The 20,504-nt window shown below is 74.5% G+C and carries 14 protein-coding genes; 7 read left to right on the top strand and 7 right to left on the bottom strand.

All coding sequences use genetic code 11. The features are described 5' to 3' along the window. Window positions 1-126 precede the first annotated feature (126 nt). Window positions 127-2,682, bottom strand: coding sequence for a SpoIIE family protein phosphatase (locus ACIQ9E_RS27530; RefSeq protein WP_403711522.1), 2,556 nt, complete (start codon window positions 2,680-2,682; stop codon window positions 127-129). A 263-nt stretch (window positions 2,683-2,945) separates the two neighbouring features. On the opposite strand from ACIQ9E_RS27530, the gene ACIQ9E_RS27525 reads away from it, so the two are divergent. From ACIQ9E_RS27525 to ACIQ9E_RS27515, 3 genes are all read left to right on the top strand, one after another. After that, window positions 2,946-3,869: a MurR/RpiR family transcriptional regulator gene (locus tag ACIQ9E_RS27525; RefSeq protein WP_403711520.1), complete on the top strand. Its 924-nt coding sequence runs from the start codon at window positions 2,946-2,948 to the stop codon at window positions 3,867-3,869. A gap of 326 nt (window positions 3,870-4,195) precedes the next feature. After that, window positions 4,196-4,747, top strand: a complete 552-nt coding sequence (locus ACIQ9E_RS27520; protein ID WP_403711518.1) for a hypothetical protein — start codon at window positions 4,196-4,198, stop codon at window positions 4,745-4,747. A gap of 802 nt (window positions 4,748-5,549) precedes the next feature. After that, entirely contained in the window at window positions 5,550-6,980 is a 1,431-nt protein-coding gene (locus tag ACIQ9E_RS27515) for an MFS transporter (RefSeq protein WP_403711516.1), read from the top strand. Window positions 6,981-7,129: 149 nt separating this feature from the next. On the opposite strand, the gene lnt is transcribed toward ACIQ9E_RS27515, so the two are convergent. Next, window positions 7,130-8,722 carry an apolipoprotein N-acyltransferase gene (gene lnt, locus ACIQ9E_RS27510; RefSeq protein ID WP_403711514.1) on the bottom strand — a complete coding sequence of 531 codons (1,593 nt, stop codon included), beginning with the start codon at window positions 8,720-8,722 and terminating at the stop codon, window positions 7,130-7,132. A gap of 139 nt (window positions 8,723-8,861) precedes the next feature. Here lnt and ACIQ9E_RS27505 point away from each other — a divergent pair, with 139 nt between their 5' ends. Then, window positions 8,862-9,920 carry an O-antigen ligase family protein gene (locus tag ACIQ9E_RS27505; protein WP_403711512.1) on the top strand — a complete coding sequence of 353 codons (1,059 nt, stop codon included), beginning with the start codon at window positions 8,862-8,864 and terminating at the stop codon, window positions 9,918-9,920. A gap of 17 nt (window positions 9,921-9,937) precedes the next feature. Here ACIQ9E_RS27505 and ACIQ9E_RS27500 read toward each other — a convergent pair whose 3' ends face one another. The 3 genes from ACIQ9E_RS27500 to ACIQ9E_RS27490 all read right to left on the bottom strand — a co-directional run bounded on the left by ACIQ9E_RS27500 (window position 9,938) and on the right by ACIQ9E_RS27490 (window position 12,012). Further along, on the bottom strand, window positions 9,938-10,366 hold the full coding sequence (locus ACIQ9E_RS27500; RefSeq protein ID WP_403711510.1) for a hypothetical protein: 429 nt from the start codon (window positions 10,364-10,366) through the stop codon (window positions 9,938-9,940). A 138-nt stretch (window positions 10,367-10,504) separates the two neighbouring features. Continuing rightward, a complete protein-coding gene (locus tag ACIQ9E_RS27495) occupies window positions 10,505-11,080 on the bottom strand; it encodes a hypothetical protein (protein WP_403711508.1) in 576 nt (191 codons plus the stop codon). A 95-nt stretch (window positions 11,081-11,175) separates the two neighbouring features. Next, window positions 11,176-12,012 carry a glutamate racemase gene (locus tag ACIQ9E_RS27490; protein WP_403711506.1) on the bottom strand — a complete coding sequence of 279 codons (837 nt, stop codon included), beginning with the start codon at window positions 12,010-12,012 and terminating at the stop codon, window positions 11,176-11,178. On the opposite strand from ACIQ9E_RS27490, the gene ACIQ9E_RS27485 reads away from it, so the two are divergent. Beyond that, a complete protein-coding gene (locus tag ACIQ9E_RS27485) occupies window positions 12,011-13,192 on the top strand; it encodes a glycosyltransferase (protein WP_403711504.1) in 1,182 nt (393 codons plus the stop codon). The two genes, ACIQ9E_RS27490 and ACIQ9E_RS27485, sit on opposite strands and share 2 nt — an antisense overlap. Window positions 13,193-13,205: 13 nt before the next feature. Here the strand turns inward: ACIQ9E_RS27485 and ACIQ9E_RS27480 are convergent, their stop codons facing one another. Beyond that, window positions 13,206-14,489, bottom strand: a complete 1,284-nt coding sequence (locus ACIQ9E_RS27480) for a TerD family protein (protein ID WP_403711502.1) — start codon at window positions 14,487-14,489, stop codon at window positions 13,206-13,208. A gap of 252 nt (window positions 14,490-14,741) precedes the next feature. Here ACIQ9E_RS27480 and ACIQ9E_RS27475 point away from each other — a divergent pair, with 252 nt between their 5' ends. Together ACIQ9E_RS27475 and ACIQ9E_RS27470 are read left to right on the top strand one after the other, a co-directional pair. Then, window positions 14,742-15,218, top strand: coding sequence for a DUF6643 family protein (locus ACIQ9E_RS27475; RefSeq protein ID WP_403711500.1), 477 nt, complete (start codon window positions 14,742-14,744; stop codon window positions 15,216-15,218). A gap of 272 nt (window positions 15,219-15,490) precedes the next feature. Then, window positions 15,491-17,914, top strand: coding sequence for a right-handed parallel beta-helix repeat-containing protein (locus ACIQ9E_RS27470; protein WP_403711498.1), 2,424 nt, complete (start codon window positions 15,491-15,493; stop codon window positions 17,912-17,914). On the opposite strand, the gene ACIQ9E_RS27465 is transcribed toward ACIQ9E_RS27470, so the two are convergent. After that, complete coding sequence (locus tag ACIQ9E_RS27465) at window positions 17,874-20,441, bottom strand: hypothetical protein (protein ID WP_403711496.1); 2,568 nt, start codon at window positions 20,439-20,441, stop codon at window positions 17,874-17,876. The two genes, ACIQ9E_RS27470 and ACIQ9E_RS27465, sit on opposite strands and share 41 nt — an antisense overlap. Window positions 20,442-20,504 lie beyond the last annotated feature (63 nt).

The raw sequence follows: 20,504 nt of genomic DNA, 5'->3' as shown, positions 1-20,504 counted from the left end.
TTTTTATATTTTTGGGGGGGCGGCGCGCCCGGCGCCCGCCCCCTCGGGGGCCGCGGGGGGGCCCGGCGGCGCCGCCCCCCCCGGGCGGGGGGGGGCCCCCCCCCCCCCCCCCCCCCGCCCCGCGGGCTACTCCCAGCGGGTCGCCAGCAGCAGCGCGATATCGTCGGGCCGGTCCTCGGCCCGACGGGCCTCCCTGATCAGCCGGTTCGCGGTCTCCGCCAGCGGTTCCCGCTCCCCGCCGGCCAGCGAGGCGCGCAGCCGTTCGACGCCCGAGTCGATATCGGCACCCGCCTGTTCCACCAGCCCGTCCGTGTAGAGCGCGAGCACCGCCCCCGGCTCCAGCGTCAGTTCGGTGACGGGGTACGCCGCGGCCGGGTCGACCCCGAGAACCACACCGCCCGCGAGGTCGAGCACCTCGGTACGGCCGTCCGGGTGACGCAGCAGCGGCTGGGGATGTCCCGCCCGTACCGCCTGCACCGCTCCGGTCTGCGGATCGACGAGCAGATAGACACAGCTCGCGAACTGTCCCGGGTCGAGGTCGATGAGCAGCCGGTTGGTACGGCCCAGCACCTCCCGGGGGTCGGGTCCGCTGAGCGCGAAGGCCCGCAGGGCGCTGCGCAGCTGGCCCATGGTGGCAGCCGCGGCCACCCCGTGGCCCTGGACGTCCCCGATCACCAGGGCGATCCGGCCGCCCGTCTCGACGACGTCGTACCAGTCGCCGCCCACGTCCATGCCCTGGGTGCCGGGGAGGTAGCGGCCGACGGTCTCGACCTGGTCGAGGACCGGGAGCCGGTGCGGCAGCAGGGCGTCCTGGAGTCCCCGGGCGAGCGCGGACTCGGTGTCGTACCGCCGGGCCCGCTCCAGGGCCTGGGCGATCAGCCCGGCGAGCGCGACGAGCACGGTGCGCTCCTCGGCGCTGAAGGCCCGCGGCTGGTCGAAGCCGAGGATGCAGCTGCCGACGGGCCGGCCCGACGCGATCAGCGGCAGGAAGGCACGCGCGCCGACATGGGCGTCGAGGGGGATACCGGGATAGGCGGCGGCGAGCTGTTCCATGGATTCGAAGAAGAGGGGGCGGCCGGTGGTCAGGGTCTCGACGCCGGGCAGCCTGGCATCGAGGCCGACACCGTCGAAGCGGTCCAGGAAGCCGTGGGGGAAGCCGGTCTCCCAGGCCAGGAAGAGATGCCGCTCGTGGAGCAGGTAGATGGCGAGCTGGCGGCCGCCGAAGGCGGGCAGCAGTTCGTCGGTGACGACGGCCGACACCTGGCGCGCCGTGACCGCCTCGGTGAGGGCGATGGCGAGGGCGACGGGCCGGTAGAGCCCGGTGGACTGGCTGGTCAGGGCGGCGAAGGGGCCGCCGGGAACCGGGGCGGCCGGTGGGCGGGTCCGGCGCCCGCCCATGGGGTGTTCGGCGGGCAGGAGCGTGACGGTCACCCCGTCGTGGCCGGAGTACAGACCGACCTCCAGCCAGGTCTCGTCGTCCCTGCGGGCGGTGAACGAGACGGGGGCGGGGGACATCAGGGCGGCCCGCAGATGGTCCTCGTACGCGGGGTCCGCAAGCCACGGCAGCGCCTCCCACAGCACCCGGCCCGTCAGCTTGGGCCACCCCCGGCCGAGGAGGGTCTCGGCGGTGTGGTTGAGATGGGTGACCCGGCCGAGCCGGTCGAGGGAGAGCAGGGCGCGCGGCAGCCGGTCGCCGGATTCGGTGAGGACCGGGCCGGGGCCGAGGTCGACGAGGGAGCCGTGGAGCACGGACGGGCCTTCGGGGGCCCGGTCGCGGCGCGGCGGGCCGCCGGAGAGTTCGACCAGATACGCCCGGCCGTCGGCGCCGCGCAGCCGGATCCGCCGGGAGGCCGTGGGGCCCGCGGCCGCGGTCTGCCGGGCGACGGCCCTCAGCCCGGCCGCGTCCTCCGGCGCGAGCCGGTCGGCAAGGGCCTCGGCCGTGCCGGGGAAGTCCGCCGGGGTGTGGCCGAGGATCCGGCGGAACGACTCGTCCCCGGTGACCTTTCCGGTGTCGAGGTCCCAGTCGAAGTGGCCGATCCGGACCGGGGGCGCGGTCAGGGACGGCAGCTGTACGGGAAGGGGTTCGGCGTCCCAGTCGATCGCGGTCCCGCCGGCCTGCAGCGCCCCGAGGTCGGCGGCGAGGCGGTCGGCGGCGCGCTGCATCCGCTGCCGGTCGCCCCGGCCGACGGGGCGGCCCGGGGTGGGGCTGCGCAGTACGCCGAGGACGCCGAACCGGTCGGGGCCCGCGACGACCGGGACGTAGAGCGCGCTGAACGGGAACGGCAGGCTGACCATGAGCTGCGGAAAACGGCGCATGGCGTCCTCGGCGTCCGGCAGATGGACGGCCCGTCCCGTCCGATGGGCCGCGGCGACGGGGAAGGGGCGGTTCTCGTGCACCCGCCACCAGGGCCGGAAGAGCCGGGTGGGCAGTCCGGCCATGACGGCCAGCCGGAGGAGGCCCTCCGTCGTACGGGAGGGCAGATAGACCCCGCCCGCGAATCCGCCGACCGCTTCGGTGGCCCCCACGGCGGCTTCGGCCAGCAGCAGCTCCAGCTCGCCCGGCACCGCCCCGCCGCCCTTCGATGGTGCAGGTGTCGCCCCGTGCCGCTGCGGCGGGGTGTCCCCGGTCGCGCCGTTCGAGGTCACACAGCCAGGATGCGCCCCGGCCCCGGCGGAGCGCATCTCCTTCGCGGCCGTGGCCGCTCCGGGTCACCACGTTCGGCGGATCTCGGCCGCCGCCGGGAGAACCAGCGTTCTTCCCGCCGGTCCGCCGCCCGCGGAGAAGGCCGGTTCTCGCGCAAACACCCTTGCCGTCAAGGGAGTTCCGGTCCACCGGGACCGTCCACCTACTGTCCGGTATACGAGACGGCCGGGCCGGGCCCCCTCGGCCCGGCCCGCCGACTGGGCTATGTTGAACAGGAGCGGGACGAGAAGGAGTGACACCGGTGCCATCAGATCAGCAGGCACGCGCACAGGCGTCTGCGATCACGCCGGGAGGGGGCGAACCGGACGCCGCGCCGGCCCCGGCGGACCGGGTTCTCGCCCTCTTCGGCGGCCACCGGCTCTCCCCGGGCCAGCGGCGGATCGCGCAGTACATCACCGACCACCTCACCGAGGCGGCCTTTCTGTCGATCACCGATCTGGCGGACCGGGTCGGCGTCAGCCAGCCCTCGGTCACCCGGTTCGCCGCGTCCGTCGGATTCAGCGGCTACCCCGCCCTGCGGGAAGCCCTCCAGCCCATCGCGCTGAGCGCGATCGCCGGGATGCCCGACGCCCGCGCGGAGATCCGCCGCAACGAACTCCAGGCCGCCGTCGACGCGGAGATCGACAACCTGGAGAATCTGCGGCGGCTGCTCGCCGATACCGACCGGATGCTCGACCTGGGCCGGGCGCTGGCCCGGTCGGTCCCGCTGACCGTGCTCGGTCTGCGGATCTCGGCCTCGCTCGCCGAATATTTCTCCTACGCGGCCCGCCGGATCCACCCCGATGTGCGGACCGTGACGCGCGGCGGGAGCGTCGCCTACGACGCCCTACTCCAGTCCCGGGAGGCCGGCGGAGCCTGGGTGCTCGCCTTCGCGATGCCGCGGCACGCGAACGAGACGCTCGCCGCGATGCGCGCCGCCCGAACCGCCGGGCTGAAGGTCGCCCTGATCACCGATCTGCCACTCGGTCCGCTCGCGGACGAGGCGGACGAGGTCCTGGTGGCCGCCACCGGCTCACGGCTGGTCTTCGACTCCTACGCGGCGCCCGGCGTACTCTCCGCCGCCCTGCTCCAGGCCATGGCGGACGCCGATCCGCAGCGCACCCAGACCCGGCTGGAGAGCTACGAACACGCCGCGGAGCAGCACGACTTCTTCCTCGACGACTGACGGATCCGGCCGGGTCCCGGCAGTTCCGGCCGGTGCTCCGGAGTCCGGACCCGCAGCCCCCCTACCGGCCCGTACCACTCCTTCCGTTCACCCTTCGGACCACCCGATGTGCATGAAAATTTTCTTACCCTTGCATACTCGACGGTATATATATTTACTGCCTGAAGTGGTCCGGAGATCGACCGAGTCGATTCGCTCCGTGACCGAACCACGCCCCGAGGAAGGCCGGCCGCGCGCGACCATGCAGACAGACTCACGCCCCGCCGGCCCTGCCGACCCCTCGGGTCCCGGCGCGCACAGCGCCGCATAGAGCCGGACATCGCGCCATGACGCACTCCTCCTCGCGTCGCCACCGCGATGTTCCGTCAGGGCCTCCGTCCCCTGCGGAAGCCCACCCGGCGGCCTCGGCCTACCCCTGGGCCGGGGCCGCCAGAACACCCCGGAGCCCCCGGCCCGAGGCCGGGGACACCTCCCCCGGGGCGACGGCGACCCCCCGCAACTCCCGCGCGGCCGCGGCGGACTGGCCGCTCCAGGTCACCGCCCCCGGCAACCCGGGCTGGGAACAGACCGCCACCCTCTGGCTGCGCACCCTCGTTCCGGCGCGCTACGCCGGCTATCCCACCCTGGCCCGGCACCCCGTCGTACTGGCCCGCCATGCCCAGTGGCAGCTCCAGCACGAGATCGGCGCGGTCCGGGCCGCCCTGCGGACCTCCCGGGCCGAACTGCCCCCGCTGGGCGTATCCGACCGGATCGTCGAGAGCACGATCCTGATGTACGCGGCGGAGCTGGAGCAGCTCGGCAGGCTCGCGCGCGGCGTGCGGCTGGTGACCCGGGCGCTGCTCGCGCACGCGCCGGAGCCGTACGGCCGCAACGGCTGAGCACCGCGCGGCGCCGCAGCCGTACACCGCAAGTCCTGACCCCGCACGGATCCGGTGGCCGGCACGGGCGCGGGGCCCGGCCCGCCGCCCGGACCCCGCGCCCGAACAGGGCCGTACGACCGGCCGCACCGGCCTCTGCGCCTACGGAACCGTGAGGCCGGGCCCGAAGGCCGGACCCGCGAAGTCCCCGCCCGATGCCCGGCACGGACGCTCTCCCCCTGCGCCCGTCGGGCAGGGGTGGGGACCTCCGGGGCGGTAAGCCTGCTCGGGGTCCCCCGGGCAGCAGCCCGCTGGGAGTCCCCCCGGGCGGTAGCCCGTTGGGGGTCCCCCCGGGCGGTAGCCCAGGGGGCGTGCGCCGGCGTTGTCGGGATTCCCCGGGTCCCCCGCAGCCCTCCGGGCGCGGCGGGGATCCCCCCGGGCCGCAAGCCTGGTGGGGCCCAGCCGCAGGGCCGGGGAAGCCGGGGGCCCCGCCCTTCGGGCGGACGACGCCGCTTTGCGGACACGATCCGAGCCGTCTCGCCCGCGGGGCCGCACGGCCGCCACGACCACCACGGCCACCACGGCCACCACGGCCACCACGGCCACCACGGCCGAACCCCTCCCACGGCCGGGGCCGCACGAGCTGCCCCCGGCCCACGGCAAGGCACCCGCCCCCGGCCGGCGCCGTACCGCTGCCCGGAAATCCTCCGCGAGAAAGATCGCCGCACCCCCTTGCGCTCCAAATACCCCTCGGGGGTATATTCCTTCTCGCCCCAGGGGATACCCCCAAGGGGTATGGAATCTTCAGAGGAGGGGACGGGCGATGTCAACCGTCAACCCACGGCGCTGGTGGGCACTTCTGGTGCTGGCCACCGCGCAGTTCATGGTGATCATGGACACTTCGATCATCGGGGTGGCGCTCCCCGAGATGCAGCGCGACCTCGGCTTCTCCCCCGAGGACCTCAGCTGGGTCTTCAACGCCTATGTGATCGCCTTCGGCGGGCTGCTGCTGCTCGGCGGGCGGCTGTCGGACCTGCTGGGCGCCCGCCGGATCTTCGTCGGCGGCTGGGTGGTGCTGATCGCCGGATCCGTGGTCGCGGCCGCCGCGACCACCGCCTGGGTCGAGATCGCCGGCCGCGCCGTCCAGGGCGTGGGCGGGGCGCTGATCGCCCCCGCGTCGATGACCCTGCTGATGATGCTCTTCGGACACAGCCCGAAAGAGCTGGGCAAGGCCATGGCGCTGTACGGCGCCGCGGCACCGGCCGGCGGTACCGCCGGAGTCTTCCTCGGCGGTGTCTTCACCGAGTGGCTGAGCTGGCCGTGGATCTTCATCATCTATGTGCCCATCGGTCTCGCCACCCTGGCCGCCACCGGTCTGCTGCCCGCCGCCGCGCCCCGCCGCGGAGCCGTCGACGTCCTCGGCGCCGCCGCCGTCACCGCCGGTCTGGCACTCGCCGTCTTCGCCGTGGTGCGGGCGCCGGAGATCGGCTGGGGCGCCACAGCCACCGTGCTCCAGCTCATCGGCGCCGCCGTACTGCTCGGCCTCTTCCTGGTGATCCAGAAGTCGGTACGGACGCCCCTGATGCCCCTGGCGATCTGGCGGACCCCCGGTCTCGGCATCTCCAACCTCGGAATGGCCCTGCTCGGCGCGGCCTGGATCCCGATGTGGTACTTCCTCAACCTCTACCTCCAGCAGGTCCTGGGCTACGGGGCCTTCGCCAGTGGCGCCGCGCTGCTGCCGATGACGGCCCTGCTGATGGTCTTCATGACCCTGATCACGGCGAAGCTGCTGGGCCGGTGGGGCGCCAAGCCGCTGATCTCCGGCGGACTGCTGGTCCTGGCGGCCGGGCTGCTCTGGCTCTCGGCCGTGGAGCCGACCGGTTCCTTCGCGGTCGACGTACTGCCCGCTTCGCTGGTCGCCGCGGTCGGTATGTCCCTCGCCTACATCCCGGCGATGATGGCGGCCATCTCCGGGGCCCGGCAGGAGGAGGCCGGACTCGCCTCCGGCATCGTCAACACCACCTACCAGGTGGGCTCGGCCCTGGGTCTGGCGGCGCTCACCGCGGTCGCCACCTCCCAGGGCGCCGGGAAGCTGGGCGATCTGCCCGCCCTGACCGACGGTTTCAGCGCCGCCTTCATCGGCGCGGCGGCCGTGGCCGCGGCCGGCGCTCTGCTCACGGGCCTGCTGATGCGCGGCGGCAAACCGGCCGCGGCGGCGGCCGAGGACCGGCAGCCGGTGGGGAGTGGGGGGTGATTGAGCCGCTGTAGCCCCGCACCACCAGAGCGCACACTCCAGGAGAGCAACCGGCCGAGCGCCCCGGAAAGTCCGAAAAATCCGAGACCCCGCCCGCGCCACCGGCGCCGGGCGGGGTCTCCGCGTACGGTCGAGGAACTGCTCCCGTCCTACTCGCCCCGCGCCCGCCGGGCCCGGACGGCGGCCGTGGCGGCCCAGCCGAGACCGCCCGCGGCGACCAGCACCAGCAGCAGTTCGGGCCAGGCGCCGGCGCGGGTCGCGGGGGTGAGGGAGGAGCGCAGCGGCACCTCCGCGACCAGGGCGCCGGGGGTGAACAGCTTCGTCTTCTCCACGATCCGGCCGTCCGGCATGATGACCGCGCTGACTCCGCTGGTGACGGGCACGACCACGGACCGTCCGTGCTCGACGGCCCGCACCCGGTCCATGGCGAGCTGCTGGTAGGTCATCTCACTGCGGCCGAAGGTGGCGTTGTTGCTGGGGACCGAGATGAGCTGGGCGCCGTTCACGACGGTGTCCCGGGCCATATCGTCGAAGGCCGCCTCGAAACAGGTGACGAGACCGACCTTGGTCCCCGCGAGATCGAAGACGCCGACCTTGTCGCCGGGGCCGAAGTCCCTGCGCACCCGGTCCACGTCCTTGCTGAACAGCCGGACGAAGGAGCGCATCGGAATGTACTCCCCGAACGGCTGGACGTGCCGCTTGTCGTAGGTGTTGACCGGTCCGCGTTCCGGGTCCCACTCGATGAGGGTGTTCCGCAGTTTCCCGGTCTCCGGGGTGATGACCGCGCCGACGACGGTCGGCACGCCGATCGCCTGCACCGCGCGGTCGATCACCATGCGCGCGTCGGGGTTGGCGTAGGGGTCGATATCGGAGGAGTTCTCCGGCCACAGGACGAAGTCGGGCTGCGGCTCGCGGCCCGCCTTCACATCCGCGGCCAGCTGCTCCGTGCGGCGCACATGGTTGTCGAGGACCGCGCGCCGCTGGGCGTTGAAGTCGAGTCCGAGCCGCGGAACATTGCCCTGGATCGCGGCGACGGTGACCGTCCCGTCCTCGGCGGACGCGTCCACCAGGGGGCGGGCGGCGACCGCGGCCGTTGCGGGGACCAGCAGGGCGAGCAGCGCGGCCGCCATCGGTCCGCGCGGCAGTCCGCCGCCGCGCCGGTAGGCGACGACGCGCCGCCCGGTCTCGTACAGGCCGAAACCGCACAGGACGACGGCGAAGCCCAGTACCGGTGTCCCGCCGAGGGCCGCGAGCGGCAGGAAGACCCCGTCGGCCTGACCGAACGCGATCTTCCCCCAGGGGAAGCCGCCGAACGGCACCCGGGCCCGGAGCGCCTCGCCGAGGATCCACACGGCGGCGGCCCACACCGGCCAGCCCGGCAGCCTGGACACGGCGCCGATGCCGAGGCAGGTGGCCGCGATGAACACGGCTTCCACGGCCGCCAGCGCGATCCACGGCACCGGACCGACGTCCTCGCCGGTCCAGATCAGCAGCGGCAGCAGGAACGCCAGCCCGGTGAGCTGGCCCAGACCGAAGGCCACCCGCAGCCGGCGGCCCCGCAGCACCCAGCCGAGCAGGGCGAACGCGGGCAGCGCCAGCCACCAGAGGGGGCGCGGCGGGAAGCTCAGATACAGCAGCAGCCCGGCCGCCACGGCGGCACCCGGCCGGATCACGCGCGTCAGCGGTCGGGGCTTCGCGGGGCCGGGGCCGGAAGTGTCGGCGGGGGTGAGGGTGGCGGTCACAGCGGCGAGTCTACGGGAGGGGGGTATGACCCCTTCCTGGCCCCGGGCGGCCGGGGCTGGCTCGCGGGCCGGGCCCGCCACTACGGTGAACGCGGCAGACGACGGGGACTGCCGTGGCTCGGTTCGGGGGGTCGGCATCATGAGGGCTGCGCAGGTGGAGCGCGCGGGCGCCGCGGACGGGTTGGGGGCCGCGGTCCTGGGCGCAGCCGTCGGCTGGGCGCTGATCAGCGCGGCGGGACGGGAGTCCGGTCCGGAGGGCGTACTGCTCGCGGTCGTCGCCGTCGCGGCGGGTTACGCCTGCGGCCGGATCTCCGGGGCTCTGGTACCGGTCGCCACGGCCACGGCCGCATCGCTCGCCGTGCTGGCGCTGGCGGTGGCCTCGCCGGAGGGGGTGCCGGGGGTCAACGCCCGGTCCACCGTGGAGCCGGGTGACGCGGGGGCGGCGGCCGCGCTGCTCGCGGTCAGCGCCGGGGCGGCCTGCTGTGCCGCGGCGGCGGCCCGGCGGCCCGGGGCGCGGGCGGCCCTGAGGGCGCTGGCGCTCGCGGTGGTGGTGACGGCGGTCGTGCTGGGATCGGCGGCGGGGGCCACGGCCGCGGCCGCGGTGGTGCTCTGTGCCGCGGCGGTGAGCAGGGCCCGTCGGCGTACCGCGGCGCTCGCGGGGTTCGTGCTGGTCGCCCTGGTGGCGGCGGGAGTGTCCTGGGCGGTGGCGCAGGACGCGCTGCCGGACGGACCGGCCGAGGGGCTGCGGGCGCTGCTGACGGAGAACCGGGTGGCGCTGTGGCGGGACGCGGTCGCGCTGGTCGAGGCGGAGCCCGTGCGGGGTGTCGGCCCGGACCGGTTCGAGAACCTCAGCGCCACGGCGCAGCAGACCCCGGGTTCGGACGGCAAGCCGCATTCGGCCCTGTTCCAGCAGGCGGCCGAGCAGGGTGTGGTGGGTGCGGCGCTGCTGGCGGGGGCGTTCGGCTGGCTGCTGTACGGACTGTGGCGCTCTCCGCGTCCGACGCCCGTGGTGCTCTGCGCGGCGGCGGCACTGACGGCGCTGGCGGTCCTGGCCGTACTGGGGAACGCACTGAGCTTCGCCCCGGTGACGGCGGGCGCGGGGCTGCTGGCGGGACTGGCCACGGCCCGTGTCATTCCGGTGCCCGCGGAGGTCAGGACCGCCGCGGGGGCCCGGACTCCGGACCCGTCGGCCCGCTGAGCGGCCGCCCGGCGGGATCAGCCGCCGGTGGCAGGTCCGCCGGCCCGTCCGGTGCGGCGGGCCCGGGAAGCGACGGCAGCGGCGACCAGGCCGGTCACGCCCAGGCTGCCCATCATGATCATGACCACGCCGATGGCGAAGAGCCCGCTGGCATCGTCGGACCAGTCGTAGCAGGCGGCTCCGGTCAGTCCGGCGGTGATGCCGAACACCGTCGCGTTGACGTACCGGCGGGAGGCCGCCCAGTACACCGGGGCCAGCAGGGTGACGACGAGCCCGATGATCTGCCACGCCTGGTACGGGCCGGTCTCGGAACCGTCGGGCTGTACGTCCCGCTGCTGGTCCCAGCCCAGCCAGCCGGCCCACAGCAGCGCGGCCGCCCCGGCCAGGGCGAGTGCGGTCAGGACGTGGTCGACGGGGGTCTTCTCGTCTCGCGGGATGTTCTGCATGGTTGTCAGCTTCCCTCCCGGCCGGTGGCGGGGACAGCGTTCGGATACTCAGATCCGCGGCCCCGGATCTGAGTACCTCCCCGGCCGGGGTGCCCTCCGGCCCCGGTGTCCGCCGGTGCCGGTGGCGCCCCGGGGGCGTCAGGCGGTGGCGGGAGTGCCCGGGTGGAGTGCCAGTCGGTCGCGGATGGCGCGGACCGCGGCCTCGGCGTCGTCGACGGTGACCGTGAACATCCGGCCGTCGCCGAGGGTCACCACGATGCCCTCGCCACGGCGGACGACGATCGCGGTGCCCTGTTCGGGGCGCCAGCGGTAGCCCCAGCCGCCCCACTGGCGGGGGGTGACCCGGGGATCGACCTCCGCGCTGACGACATGGGCGAGGGGGATCCGGCGGCGCGGCAGGCCGATATGGCCGCAGCGGATCTCGACGGCCTGGCTGTCGACCCTGACCGCGACGTGGACGAAGGGGAGGGTGCCGTAGAGCATCAGCAGTCCGGCGGTCACACAGCCGACGACGGACATGGACAGGGCGATCACACCGGACGTCCAGTCGCCCAGCACGGCCAGTTCGATGCCGAGCGCGAGACAGGCGGCGCCCGCGACGGCGAGCAGCCACTGGACGCGGTTGGTCGCGCGGCCGGTCCAGACGGCGGGCTCGGCGGTGGGCCGGTCCGCGGCGTCCGGCCGGGCGGGCGGGCCGGGGAAATGGTCCCTCATGCGAGCAGGGTAACCGGCGCGGGGCTCGGCGGCAGCGGAGCCGAGGGCCGGGCCGCATCGGGGTCCGGCACCGCGGGGCGGGGCCGTTGCGCAGCTCAGCGCGTGGGGACGGCGGCGAACAGCAGCCGGGCCTCGGCGTACCCCAGCGCCTCGGGCGGCAGCGTGTCGGCGGCCCGGCCGCTGAGGACGACGGCGGGCGGCCCGGCCGGTACGGCGCCGGGCGCGTCCGTTGCTCCGATCCGGCGAAGCGTCTGGGCGGCGACCGCTCCGGCGGAGCCGTGGAGGGCGACGGGGCGGCCCACGGCGGCGCTGATACGGTCCGCGACCAGTTCGTAGTGGGTGCAGCCGAGGACGATGTCGGTGACGTCGCCGGGGGTGCGGGCGGCGGCCGCGGCCACGGCCCGCTCGATACCGGGGCCGTCGGCCCACTGGACCGCGTCGGCGAGCCCGGGGCAGGGCACCTCGGTGACGGCCGCGGCGCCCGCGAAGTCGCGGATCAGACCGCGCTGGTAGGGGCTGCCGGTGGTGGCGGGGGTGGCCCAGATGGCGACGGAGCCGCCGCCCGCGGCGGCGGGCTTGATCGCGGGTACGGTGCCGATGACCGGGACCGCGGGCTCCAGTGCGGCGCGGATCGCGGGCAGGGCGTGCACGGACGCGGTGTTGCAGGCCACGATCAGGGCCTGCGGACCGTGGGCGAGGGCGGCCCTGGCGGTGGCGAGGGCACGCCGGGTGACGTCCTCGGGAGTGCGGGGGCCCCAGGGCAGTCCGTCGGGGTCGGAGGAGAGCACCAGCTCGGCGTCCGGCCTCTGCCTGCGTACGGCGGCGGCCGCGGCGAGCAGGCCGATTCCGGAGTCCATGAGCGCGATCTTCACCCGGTCACCATAGTCGACGGGCCGTGCGGAGCCCGTGCGGTGCGGCAGACTTCGGCGCATGAGCGTCCTCTCCGCGATCGCCGTGGTGTCCCTGCTCGTCTGGGTGTGGCTGCTGCTGGGACAGGGTCTGTTCTGGCGTACGGACCAGCGGCTTCCGCCGCATCCGGAGCCGCGGGAGTGGCCGGATGCGGTGGTCGTCGTCCCGGCCAGGGACGAGGCCGGGGTGCTGCGGGCGAGTCTGCCGTCGCTGCTGGCGCAGGAGTATCCGGGGCGGGCGTCGATCGTCCTGGTCGACGACGGCAGTACGGACGGTACGGGCGCGCTGGCCCTGGCCCTGGCCGAGGAGCACGGCGGACTGCCGCTCCGGGTGCTCCGTCCGGGTGAACCGGAACCGGGCTGGACGGGGAAGCTGTGGGCGCTGCGGCACGGGATCGCGCAGGCCCGCTCGGGGGACGCGGATCCCGGGTACCTGCTGCTGACGGACGCGGATATCGCCCACGCCCCGGACAGTCTGCGGACCCTGGTGGCCGCGGCCCGGTCGAACGGGCTCGATCTGGTGTCCCAGATGGCGCGGCTGCGGATCGCGGGGTTCTGGGAGCGGCTCGTCGTCCCCGCGTTCGTCTGGTTCTTCTGCCAGCTCTACCCCTTCCGGTGGGTCAACCGGCCCGCGGCGCGGACGGCCGCGGCGGCGGGCGGCTGTGTGCTGCTGAGTACGGCCGCGGTGGACCGGGCGGGGCTGCCGGACGCGGTCCGGGGCGCGGTCATCGACGATGTGTCGCTGGCGCGGGCCGTGAAGCGGTCGGGGGGCCGGATCTGGCTGGGGCTGGCCGGGGGTGTGGTCAGCGTACGGCCCTATCCCCGGCTCGCGGACCTGTGGCGGATGGTGGCCCGGAGCGCGTACGCCCAACTGCGGTACAGCCCGCTGCTGCTGGCGGGCACGGTGCCGGGGCTGCTGCTGGTGTACGCGGTGCCGTCGGTGGCGCTGGCCGCGGGGATCGCCGGCGGGGATCCGCTCGCCGCGGCGGCGGGCGGCGCGGCCAAGGCGATCATGATCGTCACCTATCTGCCGATGCTGCGGTACTACCGGTGCTCGCCGCTGCTGGCGCTGGCGCTCCCGCCGACCGCACTGCTCTATCTGGGGATGACGGTGGACTCGGCGGTCCAGCACTACCGGGGCCGGGGCGCGGCCTGGAAGGGCCGGGTGTACGCCCGCCCCGGGACCGCGCCCGAAGGGGGTTAGTGCCTGCCGGGGATCATTTGCGGCCGGGGGTCCAGTTCATTCCCCAGCCGTAGGCGTGGTCCACGGTCCGCTGGGGGCTGACACCGCGCTGCGGGACGAGGAAGCTGGCCTCGCGCTGGACGACCAGGTCCGAACCGGTGTTGGTGATCAGGGCCAGGGCGCAGACGGTCGACGGAACGGTGCACTCGCCGAGGGAGAAGTCGACGGGGGCGCCGTGCTGCGGCCGCAGGGTGACGGTGGCGTCGAGATCGGCGAAGCTGCGGGCGCCCTCGTAGACGGTGACGAAGACGAGGATGCGCCGGAAGTCGTGGCGGTGGTCGAGATTGACGGTGAGGTTCTCGCCGGAGCTGCCTCCGGTGCGGTCGTCGCCGTCGAGGTGGATCCACGGGGGCCGGTGCAGGGAGCCGAAGGCGTTGCCGAGCGCCTGGACGACCCCCTTGCTGCCGTCGGTGAGTTCGTACAGGGCGCACAGATCGAGGTCGAGGTCGCCGTGGAGGGCGATGGCGCGGCCGAGTTTGGCGCCCCAGCCCTTGAACTGCTTGCGGACCTGCCAGCTCAGATTGACCTTCAGCGCGCCGGAGGTGCCGCCCTGTTTGGTCAGGGAGACGGTGGGCGCCTCCTTGGTGAGGGTGACCTTGGAGAGCCGTACGGGGGTGGAGGGGGGAGCGGGCGGGGCGGAGGGAGCGGGGGCGGGCCGCTGCGGCGGCGGTACGGGCGCGGGCGCCGGGGTGCGGGTGGGGGCCGGAGGCGCCGGGGCCGCGGGCCGGGCGGCGTCCACAGTGATCCCGAAGTCCGCGGCCAGCCCAGCGAGGCCGGTGCGGTACCCCTGTCCTACGGCCCGGAACTTCCAGGCGCCCTGACGCCGGTACAGCTCACCGGCGAGCAGAGCGGTCTCGACGGTGGCGTCGGTGCTGTCGTAGCGGGCGAGTTCCGTACCCGACGCGGCGTCGACGACCCGGACGGAGAGGCCGGGGACCCGGCCGAAGGACCCGTCGTCGGCGGAGGCCGCGAGGACGATCCGCCCGACGCCCGGTTCCACCCGGTCGAGGTCGACGGCCACGGCATCGGTGGCCGTCCCGGGGCCGGTCCGCCGCCCTTCGTGGCGGACGGCGCCCGAGGCGTGTTCGGGCTGGTTGCAGAAGACGAAGTCGCGGTCGGAGCGGACCCGGCCCGAACCGGTGTCGAGCAGCAGTGCCGAGACGTCGACTTCGGGCACCGAGGGGCCGGTGCTCCAGGACAGCTCGACGCGTACGCGCCGCGCGGTCACCGGAGTATTGGCACCTTTGAGCATGGACATGAAGCTCCCCCATCCCATGAGTTCGGGGTCCAGGACCGTACACCGGCCGCCAACCTACTCCCGTGCCCCGCAGCACCCGGTCCGACCCGTCAGTAACCCGCCCTCAACTCGTCCTTTACAGGATCCTTGCGTTGTCGCGCGACCGATTTTCCCGCATTCGCTCACATTGGCGAGCCACGACCCGTGGCGTGCCGCGAAACAACCCCCTGTCCGGACTCCCCAACCGACAGGACAGGCCTTAACTTATGAGCCATGACCTCCCCCCGCTCCTCCTACGGCGGCGGTTACTACTCCGCACCCTCTTTCGCCGACACCCCTATCTACGACTCCCTGGTCGCGGAGCGGGGCACGCCTCAGATCGCCCCGATCCGAGTGCCTTCCGCCTACGACACCGGCAGCAGCGGCTATCTGCCGGCGCTTCCGGCGGCGCTTCCCGCCCTTCCGGCGGGTCCTTCGGCGGGTCAGCCCGCCCCGGCGTACGGATACGGCCACCAGAGTCCGCAGCATCTCCAGCAGGCGGCGGCTCCCTACGCACCCCAGCAACAGCCGGTGCCCCCGCGGGGTTATCCGGGTCCGGGCGTGCCCCAGCAGCACCGTCCCGCGCCGGCCGGCTACGAGGCGATGCGTCCGGCGCCGCCCCGGCCCGCTCCCCCGCAGCCCGGCGGCCCGGCGGGCTACCCACCCCAGTACCAGCAGCAGCGCCCGTACCCCGGCGGTCAGGGGTACTGATCCCGGGACGGTGCCGGAGCACCGGCGGCGGGCGGTCGTGCCGGGGGGCACCGCCCCGCCGCGGTGCCCCCGGTACGGCTGCCTGCCGCCTTCCGGCGTGATGCTCGTCTCTGCCCGCTCGACAAACACACTGCTGGCCTGGTGATTCGTCAACTGCTGTCACCGGCGCACGCTACGGTGGTGCGACCCGCTGCGGCGGGTCCTGAAGGCGCTGCGATTCCGGGGTCGCCGGGCGCGGTGCGCACACCACGAGGTGGGGGCAGAGCAGCACCATGGCAGAGGGCACGGTCCAGGTGACCCACACCGGCACGTCTCGCTGGCGGCGGCGCACCGGCGAGTACGCGTCGCTCACGGCCGCTTTGGAGGCCGCGGGGGACGGTGACGTCCTCACCGTGGCACCGGGCACCTACCGCGAGAACCTGGTGGTGCAGCGGGCCGTCACCCTGCGCGGTCCCGAGGGCTCCGTCGGTTCGGTGCGGATCGCGCCCGCCGACGGTGTGCCGCTGACCGTACGGGCCGCCGCGACCGTACGGGACCTGTATGTGGAGGGGCAGGATCCGACCGCGCCCGCGCTGCTGGTCGAGGACGGTACGCCGGAGCTTTCGGATCTGCGGATCTCCACCCGCTCGGCGGCCGGTATCGAGGTGCGGAACGGGGCCCGCCCCACGGTGCGCCGGGTCGCCGTCGACAATCCCGCGGGGGTCGGGATCGCCGTACTGGACGGCGGGGGCGGGGTGTTCGAGGAGTGCGAGATCGTCGCGGCCGGCCGGTCCGGTGTCTCGGTACGGGACGGCGGGCGTCCCCGGCTGGAACGCTGCCGGATCCACCACGCCTCCGACGCCGGGCTGAGCGTCACCGGTGACGGCAGTGTGCTGGAGGCCGTCGACTGCGAGGTGTACGAGGTCAGGGGCGCCGGCGTGCAGGTGACGGGCCGGGCGGCGGCACATCTCGACGGCTCCCGGGTGCACCGTACCTCCGGTGACGGTGTCACGCTCGACACCGACGCCGTACTGACGCTCTCCGACTGCGATATCCACGACGTCCCGGAGAACGGCATCGACCTGCGGTCGCGTTCGGTGCTCACGCTCACCCGCTCGACGGTCCGCCGGTTCGGCCGCAACGGTCTCTCCGTCTGGGACCCGGGCACCCGGGTCGACGCCAACCAGTGCGAGATATACGACAGCACCGGCGACTATCCCGCGGTGTGGATCAGCGACGGTGCGACCGCGGTACTGGACTCCTGCCGGGTGCACGACGTACCGGACGCCCTGTTCGTCCTGGACCGCGGCTCCCGGGCGGACGTGGTCGACAGCGACCTCTCCCAGATCCGCAATACGGCGGTGTCCGTCAGCGACGGCGCGACGGCACAGCTCGACGACTGCCGGATCACGCAGGCTTCCACCGGCGCCTGGTTCCGCGACCACGGCAGCGGGGGCACCCTCAACAACTGCACGATCGACACGGCGCAGACCGGGGTGATCGTCACCAAGGGCGCGGATCCCGTCATCGAGCGGTGCGCGGTCACGGCACCCGCCGAAGCCGGTTTCTACGTCTCCGCCGAAGGCCGGGGCACCTTCCGCGACTCCCGGGTCACCGGCAGCGGGGGTTACGGCTTCCATGTGATGGAGGGCTGCCGCACGGCCCTGAGCCGCTGCCGTACCGAGCGGTGCGCCCGCGGCGGCTACGAGTTCACCGAGACGGCGCTGCTGACCGTCGAGGACTGCACGGGCGACGAATCGGCGGTCCGGGCCCCCGCGGCGGTGATTCCGGCTGCCGCGGCCCCGGCCGGCTCCGGCGCCGCGCCGGTGGCCCGTGCGCCGGGACTGCTGACGGCCGTCCCCGCTCCGGCCGTACCTCCGCAGCCCGTGGAACCGGCGCCCGTGCCCCGGGTCTCCGACGAGGTCCTCGGCGAACTCGACGCCCTGGTCGGTCTGGAGAGTGTGAAGCGGGAGGTCCGCTCGCTGATCAATATGATCGAGGTGGGCCGCCGCCGCCGGGAGGCCGGGCTCAAGGCGGCGTCCGTCCGCCGCCATCTCGTCTTCACCGGCTCCCCGGGCACCGGCAAGACCACCGTGGCCCGGCTGTACGGCGAGATCCTCGCCGCCCTCGGTGTCCTCGAACGCGGCCATCTCGTCGAGGTCTCCCGGGTGGACCTGGTCGGCGAGCACATCGGCTCGACCGCGATCCGCACCCAGGAGGCCTTCGAGCGGGCCCGCGGCGGGGTCCTCTTCATCGACGAGGCGTACGCCCTCTCCCCCGAGGACTCCGGCCGGGACTTCGGCAAGGAGGCCATCGACACGCTGGTGAAGCTGATGGAGGACCACCGGGACGCGGTGGTCGTGATCGTCGCCGGGTACACCGCGGAGATGGAGCGGTTCCTCGCGGTCAACCCCGGTGTGGCGTCCCGGTTCTCCCGGACCATCACCTTCCAGGACTACGACGCGGAAGAGCTGCTGCGGATCGTCCGCAGGCAGGCCGACGAGCACGAGTACCGGCTCGCGGACGGCACCGCCGACGCCCTCCTCGGCTACTTCGTCCAACTGCCCAAGGGCCCGGCGTTCGGCAACGGCCGGACCGCGCGCCAGACCTTCGAGTCGATGGTGGAACGGCACGCGGGCCGGGTCGCGGAGCTGGCGGAGGTCGACACCGACGCCCTCACCCTGCTCTACCCGGACGATCTGCCCGAACCGGTATGACCCGGCCGCGCCCGGACCGCTCCCCCGCCGGTCCCGGCTGGCGCGGTACGCCCGGGATCAGCCGGAGCAGTTCGGCACGGGCGGCCGCGAACTCCGGATCGGCCTGGTAGTCGGAGTGCCCGAGGATCGGCTCGGGCAGCGGGTGGCGGACGGACCTGCCGTAGGCCACGGGATCCTTCAGGGCCGGCCGGTCGGGCGCGGGCCGGGCCCCGGCGGCCACCAGCACCGGTCCGCCGATCGGGTCGGTGCGGCGGTGGAGATTGCTCCAGCAGTGCACCTCGTCCCGGAGCAGGGCGAGCGCCTCGGGTCCGAAGTAGGCGGGGAACCACCGCCCGTACAGCCGCTCCAGCGGTGAACCGTAGGTCAGCAGCGCGACCCGGCCGCGGACCTCGGGCGGCAGCTGCCAGACCGCCGCCGCGGCGAGCACACTGCCCTGCGAGTGGCCGGAGATGACGAGCCGTCCACCGTTGTGCCGGGTGCTCTCGGTCCAGGTGCACATCCGCCACGTCAGGTCCGGTACGGCGCGTTCCGCATAGCAGGGGGGTGCGAAGGGGTGCGCGGCGCGCGGCCAGAAGGTGCCCACGTCCCAGAGGATTCCGACGGTGCGCCGGGCCGACGGATCCCGGTAGGCGCGCCGCCCCCAGGCGACGAAGAGTATGGCACCGGCACCGATCAGCCAGGACCCCAGGGACTGGGCGGTCTCCGCGACGGCTTCGGCGAAGCCGCCGTCGAAGGCCCGGCCCGGCACATCGCCGCTGCGCCAGGCCCCGGCCACGGCGGCGGCGCCGAGGACGACGGTGGCCGCCGCGATCACACCGACGGCGAGCGGGGCGGTGTCGGTGATCCCGGCGGCGGCCCGTACCCGGGCGATGGTCCGGGTACGGACCGCGTCGGGACGCCAGCCGTTGTCCCCGAGCCGGGCCGCGCCGGGCGTGGTCCATCCGGCCTCCGCCGCCTCGTACTCCGCCTCGACCTCGGGTGCCAGCCGACGGGCCGTCAGCCAGGTCCGCAGGAGGAGGGCGAGGAGGGGCACGAGCAGCAGGACCAGCAGGACCGGGATCACCGACGCCTGCCAGCTCAGCAGGGTCGGCGGGGCGGGGACGGAGCCGTCGGCCCCGGGGGTCCCGGAACCGTCGAGCCGGTCGGCCGCCCACTGGGCCGTACCGCCGGTCATCACCCCGCCCAGGGCGCAGGCCAGGACCGTGACCGCGGGGCCGCCCAGGCCGCCGAGGACACTGCGGGCGTGCCGGGCGCGGCGCTGGAGGACGACGGCGACCACCGCGAGCGCCAGCGTCAGTCCGCTCTGGGCCAGGGCGAGCACCCCGAAGGCCGAAGTACCGGGCAGGACACCGCCGGACACCCAGCCGGGGCGCGGCCGGGCGGCGTACAGCAGGGAGAGGGCGAGCAGGGCGAGCGCCGCACCGGGCAGGGCGGTGACGGCGGTCCGGTCGGCGCGGGCGTCGAAGCGGCGTTCGGTACGGCCGCGGCGGAAGACCACCCAGACCACCGTGGTCAGACCGAGGACGACACCGGCTTCGAGAGCCCGGCCCCACAGGGCGAGGAGTCCGGCGTCACCGGCGCGGTCGTGGCGGCTGGTGGCGAGGGTGACGGCCCCGGCGACGACGAGGAGTCCGGCGGCGGTATGGGCGGCGCGCAGCCGGGCGACATGGCGGCGGCCGTACCAGAACCCGGGGCGGCCGAGGGCGGGCCTGAGGACCGGTGCGGGCGGTCCGGTGCGGGGCGGGCGGCCGCCGTCCTCGTACCGGTCGTCGTGCCCGTTCTCGTACGCGTCCTCGTGGCCGCCGGGTGCATGGCCGGTCTCCTCCTCGACCTCGGGTTCCCGCTCGGGCCCCTGGTCGTCGGCCGGTCCGGTACGGCCGTCGGGCACATCGGCACCGGTCGGCGGGCGCTGGGACTCGTAGGCGCTCCAGGTCCGGTGGGAGAGGTACCAGAGGAGTCCGACGAGGGCGGCCGGGATCAGCGCGGCGAGCGCGAGACGGCGGCCGGGCTGGGACCACCAGCCGCCGCGGTCGGCCGCGAGGAAGCCGAGCCACGGCCGGCCTTCCGTGCATCCGGTCGCCCCGGCGCACTGCCAGGCGACCAGATCGAGCGCCACCTCGCAGGCGGCGGCCGTCATCAGCACGGTCAGGCTGAGCGCGACCAGCCGTACCAGCGCCCCGTAGAGCCGCATCGTCCGCGTCCGGCCGCGGGCCCGCGGACGCATCCAGTGGGCGAGGTTGGCGACCATGAAGGGGAGGAGCAGCAGCCAGAGGGCGCGGGCGCTGTTGCCGGAGGTGAGGTTGGACCAGCAGTACGCCTCGGGGACGGGCTCGCCGTCGCGGCGCGCGGGGTCCGATTCGGCGTGTACGTCGTCGGCGCGGCGGAAGACGGCGGCCTTGTCGTCACCGGACATCCGGACGGTGCGGGGATCCCCCAGCATGCTCTCCGGGGTGGCTCCGCCGACACCGTGCACCAGCAGTTCCAGCGCCGGCCCTGGGCCGTTCGGGGGCGGGGGTTCAGCGGACACGTCGGCGGCTCGCTCTCGGACGGCGGGTGGGATACGGGTACGGGGGCGCGGCGCGGGCGCCAC

It is taken from the genome of Streptomyces sp. NPDC094448, assembly GCF_044763775.1.
Taxonomy (GTDB): domain Bacteria; phylum Actinomycetota; class Actinomycetes; order Streptomycetales; family Streptomycetaceae; genus Streptomyces.
This window is presented reverse-complemented; position numbering and strand designations above follow the sequence as displayed.